This is a genomic window from Asticcacaulis solisilvae, assembly GCF_017875235.1.
Taxonomy (GTDB): domain Bacteria; phylum Pseudomonadota; class Alphaproteobacteria; order Caulobacterales; family Caulobacteraceae; genus Asticcacaulis; species Asticcacaulis solisilvae_A.
The window spans coordinates 15871-42757 of the sequence record NZ_JAGGMI010000005.1 but is presented as its reverse complement, the minus strand read 5'-3'; the positions used below and the strand labels follow the sequence as shown (position 1 = coordinate 42757).

Annotated in this window: 24 protein-coding genes; 17 read left to right on the top strand and 7 right to left on the bottom strand. The window is 63.2% G+C overall.

What is annotated here, in order from left to right; translation table 11 throughout:
* Positions 1-5: 5 nt before the first annotated feature.
* Genes J2X24_RS09990 through fucP form a run of 6 tightly spaced genes read right to left on the bottom strand, consistent with a single transcriptional unit; the run spans position 6 to position 5495 of the window.
* Positions 6-1259 carry a UxaA family hydrolase gene (locus J2X24_RS09990; RefSeq protein ID WP_209720457.1) on the bottom strand — a complete coding sequence of 418 codons (1254 nt, stop codon included), beginning with the start codon at positions 1257-1259 and terminating at the stop codon, positions 6-8.
* Positions 1252-1551 (bottom strand): UxaA family hydrolase, encoded by a 300-nt coding sequence (locus J2X24_RS09985; RefSeq protein ID WP_209720454.1) that lies wholly within the window; start codon positions 1549-1551, stop codon positions 1252-1254. The genes J2X24_RS09990 and J2X24_RS09985 overlap by 8 nt, the downstream gene beginning before the upstream one ends.
* Positions 1548-2567, bottom strand: a complete 1020-nt coding sequence (locus J2X24_RS09980) for an aldo/keto reductase (RefSeq protein ID WP_310003430.1) — start codon at positions 2565-2567, stop codon at positions 1548-1550. The genes J2X24_RS09985 and J2X24_RS09980 overlap by 4 nt, the downstream gene beginning before the upstream one ends.
* Before the next feature lie 14 nt (positions 2568-2581).
* A complete protein-coding gene (locus tag J2X24_RS09975) occupies positions 2582-3352 on the bottom strand; it encodes an IclR family transcriptional regulator (RefSeq protein WP_209720451.1) in 771 nt (256 codons plus the stop codon).
* 8 nt (positions 3353-3360) lie between these two features.
* The gene (locus J2X24_RS09970; RefSeq protein ID WP_209720448.1) at positions 3361-4194 is read right to left on the bottom strand and encodes an amidohydrolase family protein; all 834 of its coding nucleotides are present in this window, start codon (positions 4192-4194) and stop codon (positions 3361-3363) included.
* A complete protein-coding gene (fucP, locus tag J2X24_RS09965) occupies positions 4194-5495 on the bottom strand; it encodes an L-fucose:H+ symporter permease (RefSeq protein ID WP_209720445.1) in 1302 nt (433 codons plus the stop codon). The genes J2X24_RS09970 and fucP overlap by 1 nt, the downstream gene beginning before the upstream one ends.
* Positions 5496-5655: 160 nt before the next feature.
* On the opposite strand from fucP, the gene J2X24_RS09960 reads away from it, so the two are divergent.
* Together J2X24_RS09960 and J2X24_RS09955 are read left to right on the top strand one after the other, a co-directional pair.
* The gene (locus tag J2X24_RS09960) at positions 5656-6006 is read left to right on the top strand and encodes an L-rhamnose mutarotase (protein WP_209720442.1); all 351 of its coding nucleotides are present in this window, start codon (positions 5656-5658) and stop codon (positions 6004-6006) included.
* A 149-nt stretch (positions 6007-6155) separates the two neighbouring features.
* A complete protein-coding gene (locus J2X24_RS09955) occupies positions 6156-7094 on the top strand; it encodes a Gfo/Idh/MocA family protein (RefSeq protein ID WP_209720440.1) in 939 nt (312 codons plus the stop codon).
* A gap of 179 nt (positions 7095-7273) precedes the next feature.
* Here J2X24_RS09955 and pyk read toward each other — a convergent pair whose 3' ends face one another.
* Complete coding sequence (gene pyk, locus J2X24_RS09950; protein WP_310003468.1) at positions 7274-8740, bottom strand: pyruvate kinase; 1467 nt, start codon at positions 8738-8740, stop codon at positions 7274-7276.
* 459 nt (positions 8741-9199) lie between these two features.
* On the opposite strand from pyk, the gene J2X24_RS09945 reads away from it, so the two are divergent.
* From J2X24_RS09945 to ftsA, 15 genes are all read left to right on the top strand, one after another.
* Positions 9200-10546, top strand: a complete 1347-nt coding sequence (locus tag J2X24_RS09945) for a sugar MFS transporter (protein ID WP_209720434.1) — start codon at positions 9200-9202, stop codon at positions 10544-10546.
* A gap of 131 nt (positions 10547-10677) precedes the next feature.
* Positions 10678-11604 carry an ROK family protein gene (locus J2X24_RS09940; protein WP_209720408.1) on the top strand — a complete coding sequence of 309 codons (927 nt, stop codon included), beginning with the start codon at positions 10678-10680 and terminating at the stop codon, positions 11602-11604.
* A gap of 36 nt (positions 11605-11640) precedes the next feature.
* Entirely contained in the window at positions 11641-13350 is a 1710-nt protein-coding gene (locus tag J2X24_RS09935; protein WP_209720405.1) for a carboxylesterase/lipase family protein, read from the top strand.
* 268 nt (positions 13351-13618) lie between these two features.
* A complete protein-coding gene (ybgC, locus tag J2X24_RS09930) occupies positions 13619-14089 on the top strand; it encodes a tol-pal system-associated acyl-CoA thioesterase (RefSeq protein WP_209720403.1) in 471 nt (156 codons plus the stop codon).
* Positions 14090-14232: 143 nt separating this feature from the next.
* Positions 14233-14934: a protein TolQ gene (tolQ, locus tag J2X24_RS09925; protein WP_209720399.1), complete on the top strand. Its 702-nt coding sequence runs from the start codon at positions 14233-14235 to the stop codon at positions 14932-14934.
* A gap of 12 nt (positions 14935-14946) precedes the next feature.
* Positions 14947-15435 (top strand): ExbD/TolR family protein, encoded by a 489-nt coding sequence (locus J2X24_RS09920; RefSeq protein WP_209720396.1) that lies wholly within the window; start codon positions 14947-14949, stop codon positions 15433-15435.
* A 3-nt stretch (positions 15436-15438) separates the two neighbouring features.
* Positions 15439-16269, top strand: a complete 831-nt coding sequence (locus J2X24_RS09915) for a hypothetical protein (protein ID WP_209720393.1) — start codon at positions 15439-15441, stop codon at positions 16267-16269.
* A gap of 112 nt (positions 16270-16381) precedes the next feature.
* Positions 16382-17728 (top strand): Tol-Pal system beta propeller repeat protein TolB, encoded by a 1347-nt coding sequence (tolB, locus tag J2X24_RS09910; RefSeq protein ID WP_209720390.1) that lies wholly within the window; start codon positions 16382-16384, stop codon positions 17726-17728.
* Positions 17729-17903: 175 nt separating this feature from the next.
* The gene (pal, locus tag J2X24_RS09905) at positions 17904-18455 is read left to right on the top strand and encodes a peptidoglycan-associated lipoprotein Pal (RefSeq protein WP_209720387.1); all 552 of its coding nucleotides are present in this window, start codon (positions 17904-17906) and stop codon (positions 18453-18455) included.
* 196 nt (positions 18456-18651) lie between these two features.
* On the top strand, positions 18652-19605 hold the full coding sequence (locus J2X24_RS09900; RefSeq protein WP_209720386.1) for a CsgG/HfaB family protein: 954 nt from the start codon (positions 18652-18654) through the stop codon (positions 19603-19605).
* 130 nt (positions 19606-19735) lie between these two features.
* A complete protein-coding gene (locus J2X24_RS09895) occupies positions 19736-20689 on the top strand; it encodes a tol-pal system YbgF family protein (protein WP_209720383.1) in 954 nt (317 codons plus the stop codon).
* Complete coding sequence (gene tilS, locus J2X24_RS09890) at positions 20677-21987, top strand: tRNA lysidine(34) synthetase TilS (RefSeq protein ID WP_209720380.1); 1311 nt, start codon at positions 20677-20679, stop codon at positions 21985-21987. Before J2X24_RS09895 ends, tilS begins: the two co-directional genes overlap by 13 nt.
* A gap of 179 nt (positions 21988-22166) precedes the next feature.
* Positions 22167-24077 (top strand): ATP-dependent zinc metalloprotease FtsH, encoded by a 1911-nt coding sequence (ftsH, locus tag J2X24_RS09885; RefSeq protein ID WP_209720377.1) that lies wholly within the window; start codon positions 22167-22169, stop codon positions 24075-24077.
* A 492-nt stretch (positions 24078-24569) separates the two neighbouring features.
* A complete protein-coding gene (locus tag J2X24_RS09880; RefSeq protein ID WP_209720374.1) occupies positions 24570-25478 on the top strand; it encodes a cell division protein FtsQ/DivIB in 909 nt (302 codons plus the stop codon).
* Between the two features lie 22 nt (positions 25479-25500).
* A complete protein-coding gene (gene ftsA / locus J2X24_RS09875) occupies positions 25501-26880 on the top strand; it encodes a cell division protein FtsA (protein WP_209720371.1) in 1380 nt (459 codons plus the stop codon).
* Positions 26881-26887: the final 7 nt, after the last annotated feature.

Below are 26887 nucleotides of genomic sequence, written 5' to 3'. Positions count from 1 at the left end.
TGTAATCAGGCTCTCTTCAAAGGCAGGCAGGCGGGACCCACAGGGTCGAACGCCTTGTAGGTGAGAATGAATTCCTGGTGGCCCATGGCTTCCGACTTGCTGGGCTCGCCGGCGGACACGCGGAGGATCAAGTCGGTGATCTCGGCGCCGACCTCGTCCAGCGTGGCGCGGCCTTCCATGATACGGCCGGCATCGACGTCCATGTCGCCTTCCAGGCGGCGATAGGTCTCCGGATTGGCACAGACCTTGATGACCGGCGAAATGGCCGAGCCGACGACGCTGCCGCGGCCGGTGGTGAACAGGGTCAGGTGGCAGCCGCAGGCGATCATCTCGACGATTTCGGCATTGTCCGAGATGTTCGGGAAGCCGAAGCGCGGTTCGCCGTCCGGCACGACGTCGAGCAGGTACAGGCCCCCCGTCGGCGGCACATCACCGGGCTTCAGGATGCCGCAGATCGGCGCTGAGCCCGACTTGGAATAGGCGCCCATCGACTTTTCTTCGAGCGTCGTCAGGCCGCCGTCGGAATTGCCCGGCGCGAACGAGCCGAAGCCCATGATCGAGTAGTAGGTCTCGGCCTTCTGCACGCAGGCTTCCAGTTCCACGCCCAGTTCAGGCGTGATCGCGCGGCTGGCCATGATCTTCTCGCAGCCGATCAGTTCGCCGGTCTCTTCGAAGACGCAGGCCGAACCGATGGCGCCCAGCGTATCGAAGGCGCGGCCGACGGCCGGGTTGGCGGTGATGCCCGACGTACCGTCGGACCCGCCGCAGATCGTGCCAATGACCAGCTCCGACGTCTTCATCTCGGTCTTTGGCGTAGTGTCGGCGATGGCGCGAATGCGCGATACAGCATCGACGCCCTTCTGAATGGTCGATGCGGTGCCGCCTTCCTGCTGGATGACGAAGACTTCGACCGGGCGTCCGGAGGCTTCGACGGCCTTGCGGAGGGCTTCACGGTTGAAGCTTTCGCAGCCGAGCGACACCAGGACGACGCCGCCGACGTTGGGATGGGTGCACAGGGCCTGCATCATGTCGAGCGCGTACTGATTGGGGTAGCAGCCCGGAAAGCCGATCAGGTGCACGTCGTCACGGCCGGACTTGTCGACGATGCGGCGTGCCACGTGGTGCGCGCATTCTACGAGGTAGGCGACGGCGACGATGTTGCGGATGCCCTTGCGGCCATCGGAACGCTGCCAGGCCGGAAAGGTGAAGGTGTTGGGATCGATGTGCGCAGGCGCCGTGGCAGGGCTGAGACTATCCATGGGTCGCCTCACGGGTATGGGTCTTGATGTAATCGCTTTGCATGTTGTGCATATGGACGTGGTCGCCGGCTTTTGCATCGGTCGTCATCGAACCGATGGGCGCGCCATACTTGTAAATCTTGTCACCGATGCTCAGGTCGCGGCGTGCGATCTTGTGGCCGACCTCGATCGGAGACGTCAGCGTCAATATCTGGTCGTCCACCGCGACCGTCTCGCCGGCTTCGGCGCGGGCGCGGCAGACGAGGACGTTGTCATCGCCGTGCAGGAGGATGAAGGACGCGTGTGTACTCATGTATGAACTTTCTCCGGCGCCGGTGTCGGCGCGTCATCGGGCAGCAGGGTTTCGGCCTTGAGATCGCTCCATAGGCCGGCGGGGATGGACCGGTTGAACCAGTCGATATTTTGCGTCACTTCGGCGGGACTGGCCATACCGACGATCGCGCCGGCGATAGCCGGGTGCGCAAGCGGAAACTGGAGAGCGACCGCCGCCAGCGGGACGTTGTGGCTATCGCACACGGCCTTTAGAGCCTGAACGCGCGATCGGACGGTTTCCGGCGCGGGAGCGTAATTATAAGCCGTTCCGCCGCTGAGAATTCCTGAATTGAAGACGCCGGCGGCCAGCACGCTCACTCCGCGCCGTTCGCACAACGGCAGGAAGCTCGACAACGCCGTCTGTTCCAGCAGGGTATAGCGCCCGGCCAGCAGAACGACATCGATGTCGGCGTGGCCGAGAATCTCTTCACAGATCTGCCATTCATTGACACCCAGGCCGATCGCCCGGATCTGTCCACCGTCCTTCAGCGCGCGCATGGCGTGGTAGCCGCCGTCGAGGAAAGCTTTCAGATGGTGGGCGTGGGCGTCGCCGTGCGTCACCTCACCCAGGTCGTGGGCCAGCAGGATGTCTACAGGTGCGCCACCCAGACGATGGCGACTGTCGTTGAACGCCCGCATGACGCCGTCATAGGAATAATCGAACTCCGGCTCATACGGATCGCCGTCGATAAAGCCGTAGCGTTCGGTGCCTCGATCGTGTGGCGTGGTCGGTTTCAGGACACGGCCGACCTTGGTCGACAGGACGACATCATGGCCGGAGATGACGGCGCCGACACGGCGTTCGCTCAGTCCCTGGCCGTAATGCGGCGCGGTGTCGAACAGGGCGATGCCTTGATCCAACGCGCATTGCAGTGTCTCACGCGCGGCCGCGTCGCTCATGGCGCGGTAGAGGTTGCCGACCGACGCGGCGCCGAAGCCGAGCGCCGGGACGGCAAGACCTGTGCTGCCTATCGATGTCCTGGGAAAGCGGGTCACGGGCGATACATCTCCTAGGCTCCCAGGCTGCGGCTGAGCGCGGCGGCCGTGGCGCGGAGGTGGGCGGTCGTCTCTTCAATGCCGGCGCTTTCGGTCGAACGGATGAACGGCATGGTCAGGGCGGCGATGACCGATACGTCGTTGTGGATCGGGCAGGACACGTCGATGATTCCTTCGGCATAGCCGCTCTTGACGGCGATAAACCCTTGCGCGACGGCGCGGTCGGCCTGGGCGTCGAATTCCTGCCATTCCTCGGGCGTCAGGGTCGGCCGCATGTGATTGCGCCAGCTTTCGCGCACCTTCGGCTTCTGGAAGGCGTACAGAATGATACCCGAGGTCGACTTGCACAAAGGGCGCTGATAGCCGACGCGGACCGAAAAGCCGATGTCGCCGGGGGCTTCGACGCGGGCAATGACCACCATGCGGTCGTCGGAAGCGATGACGAGGTGGCAGGCCTGTCGGGTCTGCTCGCTCAGCTCCTGCATCATCGGCAGGGCGCTCAGCAGCAGGTTCTGGTTCGGGCCGCGCGAGATGCCGAGCGAAAACAGCTTGTTGGTCAGCTCAAACCCGTCGCCGCGCGCCGAAGGGCCAACATAGCCGCGCGCCTCCAGCACCTGGACCATGCGGAACAGTTCGCTGACCGAGCGGTCGAGCCGCGTGGAAATCTGCGATAGGGTCAACGGCGCCTTGGCGGCGGCCAGCAATTCCAGGACGTCGAGCCCCTTTTCCAGAGCGGGCGCGCGGTACTTGGCGGTCTTGTCGGATTCGGAATCGGAAAAGGGCATGTCCGGCCTTAAGTCAGTTGATAGAAACGGCGGGCCGTACCGCCGAAGACAGCGTCACGCACGGCTTCGGATTGCGGCGCCAGCCACGCCGATGTCCAGTCCTGCCATACGTCGTAGTGGGCACGCAAGTTCACCACCGGCCAGTCCGATCCCCACATGAGGCGGTCAGCCCCGAAACAGGCCAGCACGTGGTCAGCGTAGGGTTTCGCGGCATCGAGCGACAGGCCGTCCGCCATTTCGGTCGCCAGGCCCGACAGCTTGCAGAAGACGTTGGGATTGCCGGCGGCGCGCGCTATGCCGTCGCGCCACAGGGCGTCGTTACCATTGCCGATCTGGGGCCCAATTTGAGGCTTACCGCAGTGATCGATGACGATAGCGAGCGAAGGGTAGGTTTGCGCCAGCCGATCGATGACACCGAGATGGCGCGGGAAGATCAGGGCGTCGAGGCGCAGGTTGAGGTCGGTGAGGGCCGTCAGCGCTGGGCGAACCGTGCCGCGCAGGATCCATTCGTCGTCAGCCAGGCCCTGAAGCATCGGACGGATGCCCTTCAGCTTGGGTCTGCGCGCCAACTCAGCCAGGCGGGCAGGGGCCGACGGCGCCTCCAGATCGGCCCAGCCGACAACACCCTTGATAAAGGGCTCGGTGGCCGCGACGTCGAGCATCCAGTCAGTATCGGCGTCATTGGGCTGCGACTGCACCAGCACGCTGCCGTCCACGGCGACAGCTTCGGCCCGGAGATCCTCCGGGCCGAAATCGCGATGGATGGCGGTAAGGTCGGGCGTCGGCCATTCATGGCCGTTGCGCCCGATCTGCCACAGGTGCTGGTGCGAATCGATGACCATCAATGCCCCGTCATCGCGACCGGGGCCGCTGCGTTTTTGGTCCGGAAGGCGTAGAGCGCGATGACGGCGAAGCAGACGGCTGTCACGATGAAGGCCGTACGGATGTGACTGGCGTCGGACACCAGGCCCATCAGCATGGTCAGTGCGCCGCCGCCGATGATGCTCATGACCAGCAGCGACGAGCCGGTCTTGGTCAGGTTGCCGAGGCCCTGCACCGAGGTGGCGAAGATGGTCGGGAACATGATGGACATGAAGAAGGACGAGGCGACCAGCGCATAGAGGCCGTTCTGGCCGCCGGCGACTACGGCGTACAGGGTCAGGCCGATATTGATCACCGCGAAGATGCCGAGGATCAATGAGGCGCTTACGCGGCTCATCAGCGCGGTGCCGAAGAAACGGCCGACGGCAAAGGCGATGAGAGCATAGTAGAGGTAGTTGGCGGCTTCCTTTTCGCCGAGGCCGATTTCGGCCTGGGCGTAGCGGATGGTGAAGCTCCAGATACCGACCTGGGCGCCGACGTAAAAGAACTGGGCAACCACGCCGAACAGGAAGTGCGGCTTGCCGAACAGGCGGGCGATCGAGGTGAAGAAGCCGACGTCTTCGCCGGTATCTTCGTGGGTATTCTGCGTTGCCGCCGACGGGAATTTCGACAGCAGGACCAGCGCCGCCCAGAGCAGGACGACACAGCCGATGACCAGGTAAGGGCCCTGGACCGCCTTCACTTCTGAAATATAAAAGGCCTGGCGCGCCGTTTCGCTCATGGCGGCCAGCGCCTGTTCGTCGTGTTCGATACCCGACAGGATGAAGTGCTGGCCGATGAAGATGCCCGACAGCGCGCCCAGCGGATTGAAGCTCTGCGCCAGGTTCAGCCGGAAGGCGGCCTTTTCCGGCGAGCCCAGAACGGTGATCAGCGGGTTCGCCGAGGTTTCCAGGAAGGCAAGGCCCGAAGCGATGACAAACAGGCCGCCCAGGAACCAGCTGTATTGGTGATTGTCGGCGGCCGGATAGAAGAGGAAGGCGCCGGCGGCGTAAAGGAGCAGGCCGATGACCACGGAAAACTTGTAGCCGAACTGGCGCATGACGAAGGCGGCGGGGAGGGCCAGCAGGAAATAGCCCAGGTAGAAAGCCCACTGGACCAACCCCGTCTGAAGGTCGGTCAGGATGAAGGCTTTTTTGAACTGCGGTATCAGGATATCGTTTAGATTATTGGCTATTCCCCAGAAGAAGAACAGGCTGGTGATCAATATGATGGGCCAGAGCCCTGTTGACGCTTTTGCGTCCGTCTTCGCCGCTTCTGACATGGTCCCAGTTTTCCTCACATGCGCGGCATCTTTACCGGCCGCTTATGGAAATAGCTCATCACATATGAACGAACACGTCAAATATGAAATTTACTTGGGAGGAGGAATGTGGAACGAGTGGCGAAAACGGAAACACTACAGGAATGACAAAGGACGCCATATGAATAAGCTCTATTTCTGCCTCGATCTCAAGGACGATGCCGCGGCCATAGAACGCTATAAGCAATGGCATGCGCCCGGTCAGGTGCCGGCCCCCATCAATGCCTCGATCCGCAATGCCGGCATCGAAGCGCTTGAAATCTTCCTTGCCGGCAACCGGATGGTCATGGTCCTGACGCCCGGGCCGAGCTTCGATCCGGCGGCAAAAGCCGCCGCCGACGCCGCCAGTCCCGACGTCCAGGCATGGGAAAAGCTGATGTGGGACTTTCAACAGCCCTTGCCCTTTGCCGCTCCCGGTGAAAAATGGGTGCCCATGACGCGAATTTATGCGCTGTCCGAGCAACCTGGATAAATATGATAATTGCCAAGCCGTCAGGCCGTGCTAAGAGGGCTGAAAACTCTGACAAATACAGGCAGAGCGATATGCCGAAAAGTGTGTAGCGATTTTCGGCTAAATATCGCGATCAATAGGCAAGCGCTTAGCATAAGGGACTTTTGTTCATGTTCGGTAGTAAACCCCTCAAGATCGGTCTGATTGGCCTCGGCAAGATCGCGGTGGATCAGCACATCCCCTCGATCAATGCCAACAAGAAGCTGACCCTGGTCGCCGGTTGTTCGCCCAGCTCGCGCCCCGACGGCGTCAAGGCCTACAACAGCTATGAGGAAATGGTCGCGGCCCATCCTGATATCGAGGCCATCGCCATCTGCACTCCGCCGCAGGTCCGCCACGTCATCGCCCAGCAGGTGATCAATGACGGCCGGCACGTCTTCCTGGAAAAGCCGCCCGCGGCGACACTCGGCGAAGCCATGGCGATCAAGGCCCTGGCCGCCCAGAAGGGCGTCAGCCTGCTGGCCAGCTGGCATTCGCGCTTTGCCCCGGCGGTGGAGCGCACGCGCCAGTGGATCGCGTCGCGCAAGCTGAAGTCGGTCGTCGTCCACTGGAAGGAAAACGTCCGCCAGTGGCACCCCGGCCAGAAGTGGATTTTCGAGGCCGGCGGCATGGGTGTCTTCGATCCGGGCATCAATTCGCTGTCGATCGTCACGCGCATCCTGCCGGGCGCCGTCATGGTCAAGAAGGCCGACCTGCACATTCCGGGCAATTGCGAAGCGCCGATCCAGGTCGAGATGGACATGCTGACCACCAACGGCGTGCCGGTGCGAGCCGAATACGACTTCCTGCAGACCGGCATTCAGACCTGGAGCATCTTCGTCGAGTCCGAAGCTGGTGAAAAGCTGACCCTGTCGATGGGCGGCGCCGAGCTGGAAATCGATGGCCAGGTCATGGCCAAGGAAAAGGAAGCCGAGTATCCGGGCCTCTACGCGCACTTCCACGACCTGATCAAGTCGAAGTCGTCGGACGCGGACTTCGAGCCGCTGCGCATCGTTGCCGACGCGATGCTGCTCGGCAAAAGGATAACCGCTCCCGACTACATCGAGTAGCCGAAAATCCTCGAATTTGGCGATCTGCGTCGCAGTCTGCGCTGGCAGGTACAAGCGTACCTGCGGCGCTTGCCGGCTAGCATCTCATCCAAATTGGAGGATTTTCCCCGGGTCGCTCTTAAGAAAAACGCCACGCTGTGAGAACAGCGCGGCGTTTTCCATTTTGGAACGTCCAAGCCTTACTTCGTTTCGGTTTCGCCATCGTCGAATTCGGCTTCGACAGCGTTGGTGCGGGTGACGCGGGCGACGCGCAAGGCGTTGGTCGAACCCGACTTGCCGAACGGCATGCCGGCGACGATGACGATGTCCTGGCCCGGCTCGGCAACGCCTTCGGAACGCGCCAGCTTAGAAGCAACGGCGACCGTCTCGGTCATCGAGTGGGTGATCGGAGTGACAACCGGGTGCACGCCCCAGGTCAGGGCCAGGCGGCGGGCGGTTTCGGTGTTCGGCGTCAGGCCCAGGATCAGCGAGGTTGGGCGTTCACGCGCGACGTGCAGCGCGGTCGCCGACGAATTGGTCATGGCGGCGATGGCCACGGCGTCGATCGTCTGGGCGACCTGGCGCGCGGCGGCGGCAATGGCGCCCGAGGTCGACTTTTCCGGCTCTGGGCGGCGGCGGTCGGTCAGGCCGCGCCAGCCATCGTCCTTTTCGACGCGGGCGACGATGCGGTCCATGATGGTGACGGCTTCAACCGGATATTGTCCGGCGGCGGTTTCGGCCGACAGCATGACGGCGTCGGCGCCGTCGAACACGGCGGTCGCCACGTCCGAAGCTTCGGCGCGGGTCGGGGTCGGGGCCGAAATCATCGATTCCAGCATCTGGGTGGCGACGATGACCGGCTTGCCCATCTGGCGGGCGGTCATGACGATGCGCTTTTGCGCCAGCGGTACTTCTTCGGGCGGCAGTTCAACACCCAGGTCGCCGCGCGCCACCATGACGGCGTCGGAAAGGCGCATGATTTCATCGAGATTGTCGAGCGCCTGCGGCTTCTCCAGCTTGGACAGGACCCAGGCGCGGCCCTGGATGATGCCCTTGGCTTCGATGACGTCCTCGGGACGCTGGACGAAGGACAGGCCGATATATTCCACGCCGCGCTGGAGCGCGAACTCCATGTCGGCGCGGTCCTTTTCGGTCAGGGCCGGGATCGGCAGGACGACGTCGGGGACGTTGACGCCCTTGCGGTCGGACAGGCGGCCACCGGTGACGACGACCGTTTCAAGATGGTCGTCGCGGACGTGGGTGACGCGCAGCTTCAGCTTGCCGTCATCGAGCAGCAGGTGCGAGCCGATCTGGGCGGCGGCGATGATTTCGGGATGGGGCAGGTTGGCGCGGCGCGAATCGCCAGGCGTCGGATTGAGATCGAGACGGAAGGTCTGGCCCGGATTGAGCACCACTGCGCCGCCCAGGAAGCGGCCGACGCGCAACTTGGGGCCTTGGACGTCGGCCAGGATGCCTATCGGACGCTTGGTTTTCTGCTCCAGTTCGCGGATCAGCTCGATATTGCGGCCATGATCCTCGTGGCTGCCGTGGCTGAAGTTCAACCGGAACACGTCGGCGCCGGCGTGCAGCAGTTGCGTCATCATCTCCAGATTCGAGCTGGCGGGCCCGAGTGTGGCAACGATCTTGGTTTTACGGCGGCGAAGGATTTTCAAGGGCGCGACTCTTCGTCTGGGAAGGGATTTTGAGCGCGGGCACAAAGCCCATCTTATGCCGTCGGGTCAAGCTAAAACTTGTTCAAACCTTTGAAACATCACGGCTCAAATCGTTGCCTCCAAGGCTCTCAATTGTCTGATTATTGTTGCGGTTAGCGCTAACATCCCTTGCCGGTCTGGCCGGGGTGACGTAAAGCTTAAACAGGGCTTAACGCGCGATCGCGCCCCGGCCCGGCTTTTGGCACTATCGATGGATGGCAAGAATGGCGCTCTCCCTTAAGGCGCGCGCTCTGGCACGGACACGGTGATGTGTTACAAGTCGATGGCGGCGGAAGAAACGCACATTTTTCGCCGAAGGCACTTGCAAAGAGTCATTTTTTGCAATTTGATTTATTTAATCGGGGAAGGCTAGGTGTGCGCCGGCTTTCACCATAACTGTGCACAGGTAGGTATATGTCCTCATCCTCAGAAACGGCTAAACCCGGCGGCCTTGCGCTTGCTGTGGTATACGTCACGTGTCTCTTCTTCATATGGGCGCTGGTCACCAACCTGCTTGACCCCCTGCTGAAGACCATGAAGACCGTCTTCACCCTGACGCCCGTCCAGGCCAACCTGACCGGCTTCGCCTTCTTTATTGCCTATGGCGTCATGTCGCTGCCGTCGGCGGCCTTCCTGTCCAAGTTCGGTTACGCCAACTCCGTCATGGTCGGCCTCGGCGCCATCGTGACCGGCTGCTTCATGGCCATCGCCGCGGCGAACGTCCACATCTACACCATTTTCCTGGTCGCCTTGTTCGTCATGGCGTCGGGCGTTACCCTGCTGCAGGTCGCGGCCAACCCGCTGATCGCCTCCATGGGCAAGCCCGAGGATTCGGCCTTCCGCCTGAACCTGTCGCAGTCGTTCAACAGCCTGGGCGCTGCCTGCGGCCTGTTCTTCGGCGCCAAGTTCCTGCTGAACGGCGCGATCTTCGAGAAGGACGTGGTCATCACCGACGTCATGCGTGAAGAGGCCCTGGGCTTCGTCTCGAACGTCTACCTGGCCATCGGCGTCGCCCTGGCCCTGTTCATCTTCGCCATCTTCCTGGTCCGCAAGAAGATCACCGCCGCCGCCCCCAAGACCGGCAAGCTGGTCTCGCCGTTCAGCGCGCTGAAGTCCAAGTGGGCCAACCTTGGCTCGATCGGCATCTTCCTTTATGTCGGCGCCGAAGTGGCCATCTCGCTCAACCTGCTTCTGTTCCTTGAGCAGAAGAACATCCTGAACATCGAAGCCCAGTCGGCCGGCCAGCTGACCACCTTCTATATGCTGTTCGCCATGATCGGCCGCTTCGCCGGCTCGGCCCTGCTGAAGGTCGTTCGCGACTACGTCATGCTGACCATGGTGGCGCTGGGCGCCATCGCCCTGTCGCTGGTGGTTATCTTTACCAAGGACCTGGTCCCGACTGAACCGACCGGCATGATCAATGTCATCCTAACCTCGGTTCCGGAAACCTCGGGCCTGATCCCGGCCTTCGCGGCCCTGCTGATCGGCCTGTTCAACTCGATCATGTTCCCGACGATCTTTACCCTGACCCTGCAGCGTTCGACCGCGCCGACCTCGGCGACTTCGGGCCTGCTGTGCATGGCCATCGTCGGCGGCGCCTTCCTGCCGCTGGCCTTCGCCAAGATCCAGGAACTGACCGGTTCGATGTCGCTCGGCTTCATCGCGCCTCTGCTCTGCTACGTCTACGTGCTGTGGTTCTCGTTCGCCTGCCGCAAGGCGCCGACCCACGCCATCGAAGAAGGCGTCAGCGGCGGCCACTAAGTATTAAGTATATCGCGTAACGGCCTCCGGCGACGTCACTGAGATGGCGCGCCGGAGGTCACTCCTGACTTAAAAAAGCCGTCCGGCCACAGGACGGGATACATAAATGCTTCGCTGCAGGAACTCTTTGAATGTTATATGTCGGTGTTGATTTTGGCGGCACGAAGATCGAAGCCGCTGCCCTGTCGCAGGACGGAGACTTCCTGTCGCGGCAAAGGGAGCCTAATCCCGGCAATTATCACGATGCCATTCGCACGGTGTGCGAGCTGATCAATCGCGTCGAAACCGAAGCCCGCCAGAAAGACCCTAGTCTCGCCCACCGTATCGGCACCATTGGTGTCGGCGCTCCCGGTTCGGTGAGCCCGCGGACGGGCGTGATGCGCAATGCCAATTCCACCTGGCTCAACGGCAAGACCTTCCGCGAGGACCTTGAAGCCGCGCTTCAGCGCCCGGTCCGCCTTGCCAATGATGCCAACTGCCTGGCCCTTTCCGAAGCTATCGACGGTGCCGGCAAGGGACTGAAATCCGTCTTCGCCATTATCATCGGCACCGGTTGCGGCGGTGGTCTGGTCGTCGACGGCCGGCTGGTCGAAGGCGCCAACGGCGTCACCGGTGAATGGGGGCATATGCCTCTGCCGTGGCCTCAACCCGAAGAGTTTCCTGGGCCGACATGCTGGTGCGGCCAGAAGAGCTGCCTTGAGACCTGGGTCTCCGGCTCGGGCTTTGCCCGCGACTTTCATCACGTGACCGGCCGCGCCATGAAGGGCGAACAGATCATCGAAGCCATGCGCGCCGGCGATCCTGAAGCCGATGCCGCCTTCGACCGGCTGATCGACCGCCTGGGCCGCGCCTTGGCCGTCGCCGTCAACATGATCGATCCCGACGCCTTTATCTTCGGCGGCGGCCTGTCGAACGTGCCGGAACTCTATGACCGCCTGCCGGGCAAGATCCGCCCCTATGTGTTCAGCGACGCCTGGGCGGCGACCCTGGCGGCCGCCAAGTGGGGCGATAGTTCCGGCGTGCGCGGTGCGGCTCAGCTCTGGCAGCAGGGCCGTTAACCCTATAATGTCGGCGTATTGACTCCGGAGCCGGCTATGACCCCTAAGGCCAAATTATCGAAGCTTGTTCTGCTGACGGGCGCCCTGTGCCTTGTCGTTGGGAGCGCCGATGCGCAGTCCAAGCGCTGGCGCGGCAGCTTCAAGGGCAATGCGGCGGCCGTGAAAAAGGTCCCGGTCAAGAGCTGGCGCGCCGAGGACTATCCGCCCGAGACGCGAGAAGAAACCCAAGCCGAACCGCAAGGCACTATTGCCTCGCCGCCCGTCGTCCATGGCCCCAGAGCGGATGTCGAACTTCCGGTGACCGGCGGGCTTATCGGCGGCGACCGTCTGGATGACGGCTCGGTCGTCTTCAAGGCCGTGCCCTTTGCCCGTCCGCCGGTCGGCAACCTGCGCTGGACCCCGCCGCAGCCGCCGCTCAGCTGGAACGGCGTCCGCTTCGAGACCCGAGGCGCGCCGGCTTGCCTCCAGGTCCCCTATGGCTGGAACGCCGACATGGCGAAGACCAGTTCCGAGGACTGCCTCTATCTCGAGATCCGCACGCCGGAAATCCATCCCGACGCGCCGCTGCCGGTCATGGTCTTTGTCCATGGCGGCGCCAACCGCGCCGGCAATGGGGCCGGGACCGTCATGTCGGGCCTGGTCGACGAAGGTGTCGTCCTGGTGTCGATCCAGTACCGGCTGGGCGTGTTCGGCTTCCTGTCGCACCCGGCCCTGACGGCCGAGGGCGAGGGCGCTTCGGGGAACTATGCCCTGATGGACCAGATCGCCGCCCTGGAATGGGTGCGCGACAATATCGCCGTCTTCGGGGGCGACCCGGACAATGTCACCCTGTTTGGCCACAGCGCCGGCGCGCAGGATGTCGGGCTTCTGATGGCCTCGCCCCTGGCGGAAGGCCTGTTCGACAAGGCGATCATCCAGAGCGGACCGCCGCAGTTCGGTTTGCCGCCGCGCACCTTAGCCGAAAACGAAGCCATGGGTGTCGAACTGGTGCGGCTATATAGTCCGCGCGCCGGCGAGCGCGCACCCGCCGGCGCCGAAGCGCTGGAGGACCTGCGCCGAGCGCCCGGGATCCAGCTCCAGGAAGCGGCCGACAAGCTCAGGCCGCCGGTCGATGATGCCAGCTTCATATGGCTCCAGGCGGTCGTCGACGGACATGTCCTGCCAAAGTCGCCCTATGAGGTTTTCCGCGCGCACAACCAAGCCAAGGTGCCGCTGATCATCGGTACCTCGGCGCAGGAGCTGGGCCTGCACGGCGGCGACGCGGCCGTCTATCCGACGGTCCATGAGGCCTTTGGTCCGAACCGCATGAAGGCTTTGAGTTTTTACGGCATCGACACCAAGCTGCGCGCCAAGCCCGATCCGGTACTGGGCGACACGGCCATGCAGTTGTCGACCGACCTGATGATGCGTTGTCCGTCGGACTGGACGGCGTGGCAGGTCAACGCCTCGGGCCAGGGCACCTGGCTCTATCAACTCGATGTCGATGCGTCCGGGGGGACTGCCCATCACGGTTCGGAACTGGCCTTTGTGTTCAACCACCGGCCGGAGGGAAAGTCGGCGCGTCAGTGGCCGCCGCTGCTTGAGCATTGGGCGCGGTTTGCCAAGACCGGCGATCCGAACGGGGAGGGACTGCCCTTCTGGCCCTTCTACGGCACGGACGGCTATTACCTTCAGTATGAGCATAAGGGCCCCGTGGCGCGCAAAGGCATGCGCTATGAGGTTTGCCGGTATCGCGATACGCCTTAGGTAAGAGGCCCCGCCCACCATCTGCTCCGCAGATGGTCCTCCCCATGAATGGGAAGGGCGAAGGATTTACGACCGTGATATCTGCCGATGCCTGAAGCTGCAAAAGTAACCAGCGGAGGCTGTTTACTTTTCGCCCTTCCCATTCATGGGGAGGGGGACCGCCGAAGGCGGTGGGCGGGGGCCTTGGTATGTGGACTGAGCGTTTACGCTTGCCATCCGGACGCCGGCCTTTCTTGATTTTCCTGGCCCAAGCGCCGTAAAAGCCGGTATGACCCAAATACCTTCCCAGTCCCTGTCCGGCCAGATCGTCGATGGCGAACACCACCTGCTGGTGCGCGTCTATTACGAAGACACGGACTTTTCCGGTGTCGTCTACTACGCCAACTATATGAAGTTCTTCGAGCGCGGGCGTTCGGACTATCTGCGCCTGATCGGCATTCACCATACCGAACTGGCGGCCCTGCCGGAACCGCTGGCCTTTGCCGTTGCGCACATCGATATCCGCTATCGCGCGCCGGCGAAGATCGACGACATCCTGCTTGTCCGGTCACGGCCTACCGGCATGAAGGGGGCGCAGTTCTTCCTGCACCAGCGCATCGAACGTGACGGCGTCCTCTTGTGCGAGGCGCACTTCACAGCCGTCTGCATCGACTTTAAAAACAGGCCGCGCCGCCTGCCAAAGGCTCTGTCCGCCGTCATCGAAGAGACTGTTGCCAAAACGCCGTTAGACTTGCCTTAGCGCGATATTGAGCCGAAAACCGCTGACACTTTTCGGCATATCGCTTGAAAACCGGGCACAAAACGCACCTGCGCCATAGAAATGTCGTCAAAACTGGTGCAATGTGGCCCTATTCAGGGATTAACCACATCGGGGACCGCTTCATGGCAGCCACGACTACCGCCGCCGGCTTGGACTTTGTTCAACTCTTCATGCACTCGGACTGGGTGATCAAGACCGTGATGATCGCGCTTGTCCTCGGCTCCCTGTGGTCCTGGGCGGTCATTATCCAGAAGGTCATGCTGCTGGGCAAGGTCAACAAGGAGGCCGACGGCTTCGAAGGCGTTCTGGCTTCGGGCCGTCCGCTCGATGATATCGCGGCGACCCTGGGCACCCATCCCAAGGAACCGTTCCAGAAGCTGCTGGTCATCGTCACCCGCGTGTGGCGCGACAACAAGAGCCGCAGCCTGTCGGGCGCCCAGGGCGATATCGTCCTTAACCAGGCCGACCGCGAACTGAACCACGTCATCTCCAACGAAGCCGAAAGCATGGAGCAGGGGCTGAGCCTGCTGGCCGTTATCGCGACCGCTTCGCCCTTCATCGGCCTGTTCGGCACGGTCTGGGGCATCATGAACGCCTTCTCCGCGATCGCCTCGCAAGGTGACACCAACCTGGCGACCGTCGCCCCGGCGATTTCCGAAGCGCTGTTCGCCACGGCCCTGGGCCTGGGCGCCGCTATTCCGGCCTATATCGGCTACAACCTGTTCAACACCAAGATCGCCCGTTTCGTGGCCCGCATGGAAGGCTTCGCCGACGAATTGATGGTGTCGCTGACCCGCCGCGTCGGCGACAAGATCGCGAGCTAGGGGGAGGCTGCCATGGCCCTTGGTGGCGCAACATCCGGAGGCGGCGGACGCCGCCGCTCCAGCCGGCGCGGCAAGCGCGCGGCTCTGGCCGAAATCAACGTCACGCCGATGGTTGACGTCATGCTGGTGCTTTTGATTATCTTCATGATCTCGGCGCCGCTCCTGACGTCGGGCATCAAGATCGACCTGCCCAAGACCGAGGCCGCCGCGCTCAAGGACGAAGGCGATCCGGTCACCGTGTCGGTGGACGCGCAAGGCAAGATCTACGTCATGGACGATGAGGCCAGTTATGACGAGCTGGCGCCGCGTCTTCTGGCCATCACCGGCGGTGACACCTCTAAGCCGATCTATGTCCGGGGCGCGGGTGCCGCGACCTGGGAGACGGTCGCCCAGGTCATGGGCCGGCTGTCGAAGTCGGGCTTTGTGAAGATCAACCTCCTGACGGAAACGATGGGTGGCCAATCGGCGGCCTCCTCGAGCGCGGCAGCGGCAACCCGGTAAGACATGAAACGGTTCAACACCGCCCTTGTTTTGTCTCTTGCGCTGCACGCCGGCATATTTGCGCTTGCCTATGTGAGCTGGAAGACCGCGCCCCCGCCGCTGACGATCGCCAGCGTGCCGATCGAGCTTGTCTCTCAAGTGCCGATGCGCGAGCAGGCCGAGGCGCCGGTCGACGAACAGGCGGTCAAGACGCCCGAGCCGGAACCCGCGCCGCCTGAGCCTGTAGTCGAACCCAAGCCGGAACCCGCGCCGAAACTGCCTGTGCCGACGCCGCAGAAGCCGGCGGCGCCCAAGCCGGAGCCCAAACCGGAAAAGAAGCCTGAGCCCAAGCCGGTCGAAAAGCCGAAGCCTGATCCCAAGGGTGTAAAGAAGCCGGAACCGCCCAAGCAGACCAAGCCCAAGACCTCGGCGGCTGACGATCTGTTGTCACGACTGGCCGCGGCGCCTTCGCGGTCGACCAGCAAAAAGCCCGCCCAGGCCAATACCCGCCGCACCGACGGCCGTTCGAACCAGGGCACCGCGCCGGCCGACGCCGGCACGCAGGCCGCCTTAACGGCGCTGATCAACAAGCTGTCGAACTTGTGGAACCCGAACTGCGATGTGCCGGGCGCGAAGCTGGTCAGCCCGGAAATCCACTTCACCATCTCGCCCAACGGCCGGGTGATCAAGGGGCCGGAATGGGCCAATCGTCGCAACGATCCAATCTGGCAGGCGGCCGCTTCGCGCGCCATGAGCGCGGTCAAGCGCGGCGAGCTTTACGACGATCTACCCAAGGAGCTGTACAATCAGCCTCTGGAAATCGTCTTCGACGGAAGAAAGGTCTGCGGCGGTTAAACCGCATCTGTGCAAAATTGCAGAACTCGCCATAAAAATGCACTCAATGCGGATTAAGACGGAATCCGTTACGTACGATCGATAGAACGCCAGAATAAAAAAAGGAGCTCTCATGCGTAAGACAGCCAACGGACCATTTGACCTGACCAAGCGCGGTTTGCTGGTGTCGGGCATGGGATTGGCGGGTCTGGCCATGGCGCCTGAGGCTCTTGCGCAAACCGCTCTGCGCGGCACCGTGGACCAGGGCAATATCCAGCCCCTGCCGATCGCCATCGATATCAATTCCGGCGCCGATGCCTCCGGCAACAATATCGGCGCGCAGATATCCAAGGTGATTTCGGCCGACCTGGAACGTTCGGGCTTCTTCAAGCCGATCGATCCCAACGCCTTTATCGCGCACGAAGCCGACGTCAACGTCCAGCCGAATTTCGATAACTGGCGGACCATCAATGCCCAGTACCTGTCCAACGGCCGTGCCTTCACTGACGCCGATGGCCGCCTGACCGTTGATTTCCGCCTGTGGGATGTCTTTGGGACCAACCAGTTGCTGGGCCAGTCGATGACGGCGACGCCGGAAAACTGGCGGCGTGTGGCGCACAAGATCGCCGACGCCATCTATGAGCGCCTGACCGGAGAAGAAGGTTATTTCGATACGCGCGTCGTCTTCGTCGCCGAAAGCGGCAAGCGCGGCAACCGGGTCAAGCGCCTGGCCATCATGGACCAGGACGCGGCCAACCCCTCCTATCTGACCGACGGCTCGACCAAGGTGATGACGCCGCGCTTCTCGGCCGACAGCCAGGAAGTCGTCTACATGTCGCTGAGCGCCGACCGCGCGCGCATCTACATCTTCAATATCGAAACCGGCCGCCAGGAAACGGTCGGCGACTTCCGCGGCATGGTGTTCGCGCCGCGCTTCTCGCCCGATGGTTCCAAGCTGGCCTTTACCGTTACGCAGGGCGGCAATTCCGACATCTATACGATGGACCTCGGCTCGCGTCAGACGACGCGCCTGACGCGCGATGGCTCGATCGATACGTCGCCGTCCTTCTCGCCCGACGGCAGCCGCATCGCCTTTACCTCGGACCGGGGCGGCTCGCCGCAGATTTACGTCATGAACGCCGATGGTTCGAATGTGCGCCGCCTGACCTTTGGCGGCGGCGCCTATTCGACGCCGGTCTTCAGTCCCAAGGGCGATATGATCGCCTTTACCAAGCAGTCGGGCGGCCGCTTCTCCATCGGCGTCATGAACCCCAATGGCGGCGGCGAAAAGCTTTTGACCTCGTCCTACCTGGAAGAGGGCCCGACCTGGGCGCCGAACGGCCGCTACATCATGTTCTTCCGCGAGCCGCCGGGCGGTACGCCGTCCCTGTGGACGGTCGAGGCGTCGGGCCGGATCGAGCGGCCGGTGCCCTATCACGGCGGCGCCTCGGACCCGGCGTGGTCGCCGCGTCTGAAGTAGGAAAATCTCGCGTTTTTATGAAGCGTTTGCCCGGATAGTTGAAATTAACACTTGTGTTTGACAAAACCGGCAGGGCATATGAAGGTAAACATTAACGCTTTTTGTGAACGTTAAAGTCACAAAAATTATGCAATAGAACCGCATAAAGGTTCGACCTGGTGAGAGAGGTGGATTTATGTCGATCAAGACCAAAACCGTTGTGAAAACAGCCCTTGTGGCCTTTGTGCTGACATCCGTTGCTGCCTGCTCGGACAAGCCGAAGCCCGTCGAGCCCACGCCGACCCCGCCGCCGGTCGCGACGGCTCCGGCGCCGCAGCCGCAACCGGCTCCGACCCAGCCTGTCCAGACCGGTATCCTGCCGGGCTCGCAGCAGGACTTCGTCGTCAATGTCGGCGACCGCGTCTATTTCGATACCGACCAGTCGTCGTTGCGCGCCGATGCGCAGGGCGTGCTGGCCGCGCAGGCCGCGTGGCTGAACCGCTATCCGGGCGTCAAGATCCGCATCGAAGGCAGCGCCGACGAACGCGGCACGCGTGAATACAACTTCGCCCTGGGCGCCCGCCGCGCCGAATCGGTGTCGGAGTTCCTGATCTCCAAGGGCGTGGCTCCGGCCCGCATCTCGACGATTTCGTACGGCAAGGAAAACCCGCTGAACCCTGGTTCGGATGAGGATGCCTGGGCGCAGAACCGTAACGCGCATACCTCGCTGACCTCGGGCGCGCGCTAAGCTTTAAACCGTTTTTCCGGTTGCGGATCAGGCCTCCCACGGTTAACGTGCGAGGCCTGATTTCGTTTGCGCAGTCCGTATCGGCGCGCCCGACCAAACTTTCAGTAACCCAGCGTTTTTTGTCGAGACATGTCAATAAGCGGGGGGCAACCGCTGTCTTTGCGCGTCTCAGCCTATTTCATCGGGGAGATACCGCATGACCACTCTTAAACTGTTTTCGCGCGTGCTGGCGGCGGGCGTCGCCGTCTCGGCGCTGATGGCCGCGCCGGCCGTATTCGCCCAGGCCAAGGCCTCCAAGGTCCAGCAGACCCAGGACAAGATGCTGTCCGAAATCCCGAAATGCTCGCAAAAGCTCGGCACCATTTCGATCGTCGATGGCGATGACAATAGCGGCTGGACGCAGAACAGCCTGGCTCCGCCGCAAAAGCTGCTGAAGGTTATCGTGCAGAAGTCAGGCTGCTTCAGCCTGGTCGACCGCGGCGCGGGCATGAACGCGGCGGCCAGGGAGCGCGAGCTGAACCAGAATCTCGGCCTGCAGCGCGGCTCGAACGTCGGCAAGGGGCAGATCAAGGCGGCGGACTTCGTGCTGGTCGCCGAAGTCGGCAGCGCCGATTCCAACACCGGCGGCGGTGGCGCCGCGGGCCTGATCGGCGGCCTCGTCGGTGGCAAGGCCGGGGCGGTGATCGGCGGCTTCCGCACCAAGAAGCTTGAAGCCGACGTCGTCCTGTCGCTGACAGACGTCCGCACCTCGGAATCGAATGCCTTCGAAGGCCACGCGGCCAAGAACGACTTGAGCTGGGGTGCCGGCGGCGGCCTGGGCTTTGCCGGCGCGGTCGGCGGCGGTTATGAGGACACCGAGGTCGGCCGCATCGTCACCCAGGCCTTCATCGTTGCCTATGGCGAGATGGTCAATAGCCTGGGCGGTATCGAAATCGGCGGCAAGGCGGCGGCGCCGTCGCGCAGCTTCACCGTCCAGACGGCGACGACCCTGCGCAAGACGCCCGACCCCAAGGGCGCCGTCGTGCGCGCCCTGCCGGTTGGCCTGACCCTTTATCCGACAGGCGAAAAGAACGGCATCTGGTGGCAGGTCGCCGACGACAACGACAATATCGGCTGGGTCAAGAACGACACACTGTCGGCCGCGCAGTAAGACTTCCGAAAATCGGGTTGAATTAGGCGTTTACGTCTTAATTCAGCCCGACTATGGTGTTTAGCTAAGCACTGTATTGCGCCGGCTCCGGTCGGCGCTTTTCTCGTGTTACGGGCGGGGAAGAGGTTCCATGACAGAGTATCGTTGCCGTAAACAGTTTGCAGCGGGTTGGCGGACACACGTCGCCGCGGGTTTGACCGGCCTGGCGCTGGTCTTGTCATTGGGTGCGGGCACGGCCGCGCTGGTGTCGCCGTCAACGGCGCACGCGCAGCTGTTCAGCACCGATGACGATGAGGACGACCCCACCATGCGTCCGACCGACAATGAGGTCTGGGACGCCAAGAAGCTGCAGAAGCTCGACCGCAATGTCCGCAAGCTGCAACGCACCATCGCCCGCTTGGAAGGCAAGGCGCCCAATCCGCCGATCCTGATCGAGCCGGACCCCGAGGTGGTGGCCCTGCAGGCGACCGTCGACATCCTGTCGCGCAAGGTCGAGGAGCAGAATGGCGGCCTGACCCGCCTGACCGGCCAGCTTGAGGAATCGCAATTCCAGAACCGCCAGTTGCTCGAACAGATTTCGGCCCTGACGGCGCGTATCGATACCCTGACCAAGCGCGTTGATCTCAATGACGCGCATATCAAGGACATCGACGCCGCCCTGGCGCCGCCACCGCCGCCGCCGCCGACGCTCGGTGACGCGCAGGCTGACTTCGAACGCGCCTACAACATGATGACGTCCGGTCAGATCGACGACGCAGAGCGCGCCTTCGAAGGTTTCACCACGACGTGGCCCGAAGCCTCGCAACTGCCCGAAGCCTGGTTCCGCCTGGGCCAAATCCGCGCGAAGAAGCAGGACAACCAGGGCGCCATCGCGGCCTATGCGACGGCGCTGAAGGGCTGGCCCAAGGCCGCCTGGGCGCCCGAAGCTACTGTCAACCTGGCCGGAACGCTTACAGATACCAACCGCCCCAGTGATGCCTGCGCGACCCTTGCCCAGTTCGACAAGCTCTATGCCAAGGCAGCGACGGCCGAGAGCAAGGCCCAGGCGAAGACGCTGAAAGTCCGGGCGAAATGCAAGGCCTGACGGCCAGCCTGGACGACGCCTTCGCGATTTTCGAGACCTATCTTGACGGACCCGCCGACCACCCGGTCGGCGTTGCCGTTTCCGGAGGTGGCGATTCGGTGGCGCTGCTGCATGCTCTGGCCCTGTGGGGCCGCCGGCCGCTGGAAGTCTTCTCGGTCGATCATGGGCTGAATCCCGACAGCCGCCGCTGGATCGAAGGCGTGGCGCGCCATGCGCAAAGCGTTGGCGCTGGTTTCACCGCGCTCGAATGGACCGGAGAGAAACCCAGGACCGGCCTGTCGGCCAAGGCGCGTATGGCGCGCCACCGGCTTCTGGCCGACGCCGCGCGCGCGAAGGGCGTAACGGTCATCTGCCTGGCGCACACCCACGACGACATCGCCGAGGCGCTCGTCATGGCCGAGGAAGGATCGAATGTTGGCCCGCCAGCGCTTTGGGCGCCGTCGCCGGTATGGCCGGAAGGCCGTGGTGTGTTCCTTTTCCGCCCCTTTATTGGCAAGCGCCGGGCGGAATTACGCGACTTTCTCAAATTACGCGGCGTGAGCTGGATCGAGGATCCGGCCAATGAAAACATGGCGTCGGCAAGGGCGCGGGCGCGCAAGGCGCTTGAGGGGCAGGTCCTGGTCAGCCCGACGCTCGGCCTGTTTCTGCAGCCGGTCCGGCTGTGCCAGGACCTGCCGCATCTGCTGGTGGATGACGGTTTTGGCGATCTTGGCGCCATTACATTTGATGCCGAAGTCTTCGACGCCCTGCCGGACGCGGTGGCGCGCCACCGGCTGGCGGCGGCGGTCGTCAGCGCCGGCGGCGGCGACAGGCTGCCACGGCGCGACAGTCTCGACCGCCTGCGCCGGGACCTGACGCCGGAAGCGACAGCGACTTTAGGAGGCGCGCGTGTCCATCGCGGCGGTGGCAGGATCACGATGATACGCGAGGCCGGCGAGCTGGAACGCTGCAGGGCCGATCCGGTCTGTGTCGAGGCCGGACATCCGGTCATGTGGGATGGCCGTTTTGAGATTCTGACGGGACGGGAAGCAACCGTCCAACCCTCGGCCCAGGTCCGCCCCTCCTTGACCGATGTGGACCGGAACGCTCTGCTGGCCCTGCCGGCGGCGCTTCGCGGCGCCTTGCCTGCCGTTTCCGACGGCGGGACTTCGCCTGTGTTGCCAATTCCTCTTCATACGGACGACACGGCTGCAAGCGGCATAAAGCTTGCTTGTTGGGTCATGCCGCGTTTTCTGGCCGCCTGCGGTGTCTTCGCCTGCGAAAGCGATTGTTCCCGAATGCGGGAAAAACCGCTGTAGCAATGTTTACAGATGCTCCCTATATGGTGTGATTGAAGTGTGTATCGCTCCTTTACCGGCCACCGTGATAAGCGGGCGGAAGCGGGGCGGAAACAAGCAACCGGCGCGTGCTCCACGCGACTGTTTTTGAGGCCTGCGGGCGCGTTGCCTACGCGACCGTTTTCGAGGAATGAACCGGCATGAATATGCGTTCCATCACGATCATCGGCATCGTCCTGGCCCTCTTGATCGGGCTGTACGTCGTGATGCAGTCCCAGATGAAGGGGGGCTCCTCCCTGACCGGCGCGGCGCCGCAGACGATGATCTATTCCGATCTGCTGGCCAAGGTGAATGCCGGCCAGGTGCGCGAAATCGAAATTCACAACGACGAAGCCACCGGCGTGCTGATCGACGGCAAGACGCGTTTCAAGGCGACCCTGCCGCCGCTCATGGGCTCCGCGCCGCTGCAGAACGCTCTGGACGCCAAGGGCGTCAAGACGACCTTCCAGTCGAACCGTACGCCGCTGCTGATGACGATCATCACCACGCTGTTGCCGGTCATCCTGATCATCGCCATCTGGATCTTCTTCATGCGCCAGATGCAGGGCGGCGGGCGCGGCGCCATGGGCTTCGGCAAGTCCAAGGCGCGGCTTTTGACCGAGCACAAGAACCGCGTCACCTTCCAGGACGTCGCCGGTGTCGACGAAGCCAAGGAAGAACTGCAGGAGGTCGTCGACTTCCTGAAGGACCCGTCGAAGTTCCAGAAGCTGGGCGGCAAGATTCCGAAAGGCGCTTTGCTGGTCGGCCCTCCGGGGACCGGCAAGACCCTGCTGGCGCGAGCAGTCGCCGGTGAGGCGGGCGTGCCCTTCTTCTCGATCTCGGGCTCGGACTTCGTGGAAATGTTCGTCGGTGTCGGCGCCTCGCGCGTCCGTGACATGTTCGACCAGGCCAAGAAGAATGCACCGTGCATCATCTTCATCGACGAAATCGACGCCGTCGGCCGCCATCGCGGCGCCGGTCACGGTGGCGGTAACGATGAACGCGAACAGACTCTGAACCAACTGCTGGTCGAGATGGACGGCTTCGAGGCCAATGAAGGCATCATCATGATCGCCGCCACCAACCGTCCGGACGTTCTGGACTCGGCCCTGCTGCGTCCGGGCCGCTTCGACCGCCAGGTGACCGTGCCGAACCCTGATCTGACCGGCCGTGAATCGATCCTGCGCGTACACATGAAGAATGTGCCGCTGGCCGTTGACGTCAATGTAAAGGTCATTGCGCGCGGCACGCCAGGCTTCTCAGGCGCTGACCTCGCCAACCTGGTCAACGAAGCGGCGCTTATGGCGGCGCGCAAGGATCGCAAGCTGGTCACCATGCGCGACTTCGAAGACGCCAAGGACAAGGTGCTGATGGGGGCGGAACGCCGCTCCATGGCCATGTCGGAAGAAGAAAAGAAGCTGACGGCCTATCACGAAGGCGGCCACGCCATCGTCGCCCTCAAGGCGCCCGAGGCCGACCCGGTCCACAAGGCGACCATCATTCCGCGCGGCCGTGCGCTCGGCATGGTCATGCAGTTGCCGGAAGGCGACCGCTACTCGCAGAACTTCGTCCAGATGACCTCTCGCCTCGCCATCTTGATGGCCGGCCGCGTCGCCGAAGAACTGATCTTCGGCAAGGAAAAGATTACGTCGGGTGCCTCATCCGACATCCAGCAGGCGACCCGCCTTGCGAAAGCGATGGTGACGCGCTGGGGCTATTCGGATGAGCTGGGCCTGGTGAACTACAAGGACTCCGAGGACGAATACGGCGCCCTGGGCCGCGATACGTCGGAGGCCACGGCGCAGAAAATCGACGAAGAGATCAAGCGCCTGGTCAAGGGCGGCTACGACGAAGCCAAGCGCATCCTGCAGGAAAACCATGACGGCCTGCACCGCCTGGCCAAGACCCTGCTCGAGCTCGAAACCCTGACGGGCGACGAGATCGCCAAGGTGCTGAACGGCGAGGAGATCAAGCGTGACGAGACCACGGGTGTGGCTGTTGAGCTCAGCTCGAACCTGGCGGTGCCGGAAACGGAGCCGGTCGCGGCCGAAAGCGTCGCGATCAGGATCTGATCCACGCGACATGATGCGAAACGGGCAGGGGAAACCCTGCCCGTTTTTGTTTGTGAGTGACGAACGGGCTTCTGGGCTTGAACCTGCCCATGTAGGCCCCCGTCAACCGCCTTCGGCGGTCCCTGCGCTTGCGAAAGCTATACTTTTGCGGCGCTTATCCCATGAATGGGGAGGGGACCACGAGCAGAGCGAGTGGTGGGCGGGGCCAACTGTAGAATTCTTAATGCGGCAATTTCTTTTAGATCGCTAAAGACGAGGCAAAAGCATTAAAATACAGATGGATACGTTCTTTTTGTTTCTGCTGTACGGTTAAACGAATCGCCGTTTGTTATGACATTGTTAAGGACGTTGGGGTTTTTATGGGTCTCTAACTTTCAGGGGTCATGAGAACGCAACGTTCGCTGCCGTCCGGCGGCGCGGTGCTCCCGTGACACCCTGTAACGGCTTTGCGGAATGCGAAGCCTTTCTGTGACGTGATGTGGAGATCCGACTATGCCGGCTGTCGTGCGTGGTGGCAGACGACAAGCATCGAAACCCGAGGCGGCGCCGAAGGCAAGCCAGGGCAAGGGTGCACCGAAAGGAAGGGGGGCTGCGCGCAAGGGCGCCGCGCCCGGCGGCAAGCGCGCCATCATCGGCTCGGTGCCGATCCCGAACGAAGTCACCGCCTGGTTTTCCGTCATCATGGTCGTGAGCCTGCTGGCCGTCGTGCTGATGACCGGCGGCCGCGCCACCGCCCTGGGGCAGGGCCTGACCCGCTTCGCCGACGGCCGCCTGGCGGCCCTGGGCATGAACCTCCAGCACGTCCGCCTGGAAGGCGTGTCCGATGCGGCGGCCCCCGACATCCAGCGTGCTTTGGACATGAAGCGCGGCGACCCGCTGGCCCTGATGGACCTGACCGCCGTGCAGAAGTCAGTCGAGAGCGTCGGCTGGGTCCGGCAGGTCTCTGTCCGCCGTCAGTTGCCCGGCCTGCTGGTCATCACCGTAGTCGAACGTCCGCGCTTGGCCGTCTGGCAATACAAGGGCAAGAGCATGGTGGTCGATGACCAGGGCCAGATCATCCCGGAAGCGCGCGCCACCAACTTCGTCAACTTGCCGCTCGTCGTCGGCGAAGGCGCCAACGAACAGGCCGCCGCCATCCTGGAACTGATGAACGCGCGTCCCGGCCTGATGCAGAAGACCTATGCCCTGGTGCGCGTCGATACGCGCCGCTGGGACATCCACCTCAAGAACGGCACCATCGTCAAGCTGCCGGCCCTGAACCAGGACGACGCCATGGCGCGCCTTGACGTTCTGATCGCCGAGCGCCGCGTGCTTGACCAGGGCTTTGCCGAAATCGACCTGCTGGATCCGACCGCGTTACAGGTCGTCCCGCTGGTTTCCCGTCCCATCCCGCAAACCTGACCGCACTCTAAAGTATCCGCTCATGTCCCGTTACGAAGACCGCCAGAACGCCAAGTTGCAGGCAACCAAAGGGGCCTCCGCCTCCGGCCGTCCCGCCATGGCCGATGCAGCCGTCCGTCCGGTCGTGTCGTCTGGCCTGATCGCGTCGCTGGACCTGGGGGCTTCGAAGATCGGCTGCTTCATCATGCGCCCCGAAGGCGCGCGCCAGTCGGACCAGTCTATCCGCGTCGCCGGGGTCGGCTATGTGCAGTCCAAGGGTATCCGCGCCGGCGCCATCATCGACATGGAGGCTGCCTCCCAGGCGATCGCCCAGGCGGTCGAACGCGCCGAAGCCATGGCCAATGTCTCGATCCAGGGCGTGCGTGTCGCCATCCCGGGCGCGCAGACGGCGTCGCACCGCGTGTCGGCCTCCGTGTCGCTGGGTCTGAAGCCGATTACCGACGAAGACCTCAACCGCGCCATTGCCTCCGCCCTGGCCCAGGTTCGCTTTCCCAACCGCCGCGCCATCCACCTCCTGCCTGTGTCGTGGAGCGTCGACAGCCACGCCGGCGTGCGCGATCCACGCGGCCTGAACGGCCGTAACCTTGGCCTGGAACTGCTGGTCGTCACCATCGACGAGAACGTCTTCAACAATATCCAGCAGTGCGTCGGCCTGGCCCATCTCGAAGTCCAGGCCATCGTATCGGCGCCGCTGGCCGCCGCCGTCGCCGCGCTGGAAGAAGACGAGAAGGAACTGGGCTGCATTTGCATCGACATGGGCGCGTCGTCGACGACCGCGGCCATCTTCGCCAACGGCACCCTGATCCACGTCGACTGCCTGAATGTTGGCGGCAGCCACGTCACGGCCGACATCGCGCGCGGCCTGTCGACGACCATCGCCGGCGCCGAGCGCATCAAGACCCTGCATGGCTCGGCGATCGCCTCGTCGAACGAAGACCGTGAAACCGTCGAAGCGCCGCCGCGCGGCGACGATCGCGGCGGCGGCCCGATCGTGGTGCCGCGCTCGATCCTCAAGGGCATTATCGCTCCGCGCGTCGAGGAGACCTTCGAGCTTCTGCGCGAAAAGATCAAGGCGTCGGGCGTCCAGATCGAACCCGGCGCGGGCATCGTCCTGACCGGTGGGGCGTCGCAATTGGCCGGAGTGCGCGAACTGGCCGTGCGCGTTTTCGACCGTCCTGTGCGCCTGGGCAAGCCGATGCGCGTGCCGCATCTGGGCGACGCGGCGGCCGGCCCGTCGTTCGCGGCCGCGGCGGGCGTCATCCTGCGCACGCTTTACGGCCCGCGCGATGTGGTCCAGGTTCGCCGCATCATGACGGCCAAGATTGGCCCCAAAGACGCGCCGACGACCAGCCAGGGCGGCATCATCCAGCGCGTGATCAACTGGTTGCAGTCCAACCTGTAGGGCTTTC

Excerpts from the sequence above, each read along its gene's own strand:
- ybgC (WP_209720403.1), top strand. The coding sequence starts at position 13,619 with ATGACCCAAATACCTTCCCAGTCCCTGTCCGGCCAGATCGTCGATGGC.
- tolQ (WP_209720399.1), top strand. The coding sequence starts at position 14,233 with ATGGCAGCCACGACTACCGCCGCCGGCTTGGACTTTGTTCAACTCTTC.
- J2X24_RS09970 (WP_209720448.1), bottom strand. The coding sequence starts at position 4,194 with ATGGTCATCGATTCGCACCAGCACCTGTGGCAGATCGGGCGCAACGGC.
- J2X24_RS09940 (WP_209720408.1), top strand. The coding sequence starts at position 10,678 with ATGTTATATGTCGGTGTTGATTTTGGCGGCACGAAGATCGAAGCCGCT.
- J2X24_RS09935 (WP_209720405.1), top strand. The coding sequence starts at position 11,641 with ATGACCCCTAAGGCCAAATTATCGAAGCTTGTTCTGCTGACGGGCGCC.
- tilS (WP_209720380.1), top strand. The coding sequence starts at position 20,677 with ATGCAAGGCCTGACGGCCAGCCTGGACGACGCCTTCGCGATTTTCGAG.
- J2X24_RS09945 (WP_209720434.1), top strand. The coding sequence starts at position 9,200 with ATGTCCTCATCCTCAGAAACGGCTAAACCCGGCGGCCTTGCGCTTGCT.
- fucP (WP_209720445.1), bottom strand. The coding sequence starts at position 5,495 with ATGTCAGAAGCGGCGAAGACGGACGCAAAAGCGTCAACAGGGCTCTGG.
- J2X24_RS09915 (WP_209720393.1), top strand. The coding sequence starts at position 15,439 with ATGAAACGGTTCAACACCGCCCTTGTTTTGTCTCTTGCGCTGCACGCC.
- J2X24_RS09985 (WP_209720454.1), bottom strand. The coding sequence starts at position 1,551 with ATGAGTACACACGCGTCCTTCATCCTCCTGCACGGCGATGACAACGTC.
- J2X24_RS09990 (WP_209720457.1), bottom strand. The coding sequence starts at position 1,259 with ATGGATAGTCTCAGCCCTGCCACGGCGCCTGCGCACATCGATCCCAAC.
- J2X24_RS09975 (WP_209720451.1), bottom strand. The coding sequence starts at position 3,352 with ATGCCCTTTTCCGATTCCGAATCCGACAAGACCGCCAAGTACCGCGCG.
- J2X24_RS09920 (WP_209720396.1), top strand. The coding sequence starts at position 14,947 with ATGGCCCTTGGTGGCGCAACATCCGGAGGCGGCGGACGCCGCCGCTCC.
- ftsH (WP_209720377.1), top strand. The coding sequence starts at position 22,167 with ATGAATATGCGTTCCATCACGATCATCGGCATCGTCCTGGCCCTCTTG.
- J2X24_RS09880 (WP_209720374.1), top strand. The coding sequence starts at position 24,570 with ATGCCGGCTGTCGTGCGTGGTGGCAGACGACAAGCATCGAAACCCGAG.
- pal (WP_209720387.1), top strand. The coding sequence starts at position 17,904 with ATGTCGATCAAGACCAAAACCGTTGTGAAAACAGCCCTTGTGGCCTTT.
- J2X24_RS09895 (WP_209720383.1), top strand. The coding sequence starts at position 19,736 with ATGACAGAGTATCGTTGCCGTAAACAGTTTGCAGCGGGTTGGCGGACA.
- tolB (WP_209720390.1), top strand. The coding sequence starts at position 16,382 with ATGCGTAAGACAGCCAACGGACCATTTGACCTGACCAAGCGCGGTTTG.
- J2X24_RS09955 (WP_209720440.1), top strand. The coding sequence starts at position 6,156 with ATGTTCGGTAGTAAACCCCTCAAGATCGGTCTGATTGGCCTCGGCAAG.
- J2X24_RS09900 (WP_209720386.1), top strand. The coding sequence starts at position 18,652 with ATGACCACTCTTAAACTGTTTTCGCGCGTGCTGGCGGCGGGCGTCGCC.
- J2X24_RS09960 (WP_209720442.1), top strand. The coding sequence starts at position 5,656 with ATGAATAAGCTCTATTTCTGCCTCGATCTCAAGGACGATGCCGCGGCC.
- ftsA (WP_209720371.1), top strand. The coding sequence starts at position 25,501 with ATGTCCCGTTACGAAGACCGCCAGAACGCCAAGTTGCAGGCAACCAAA.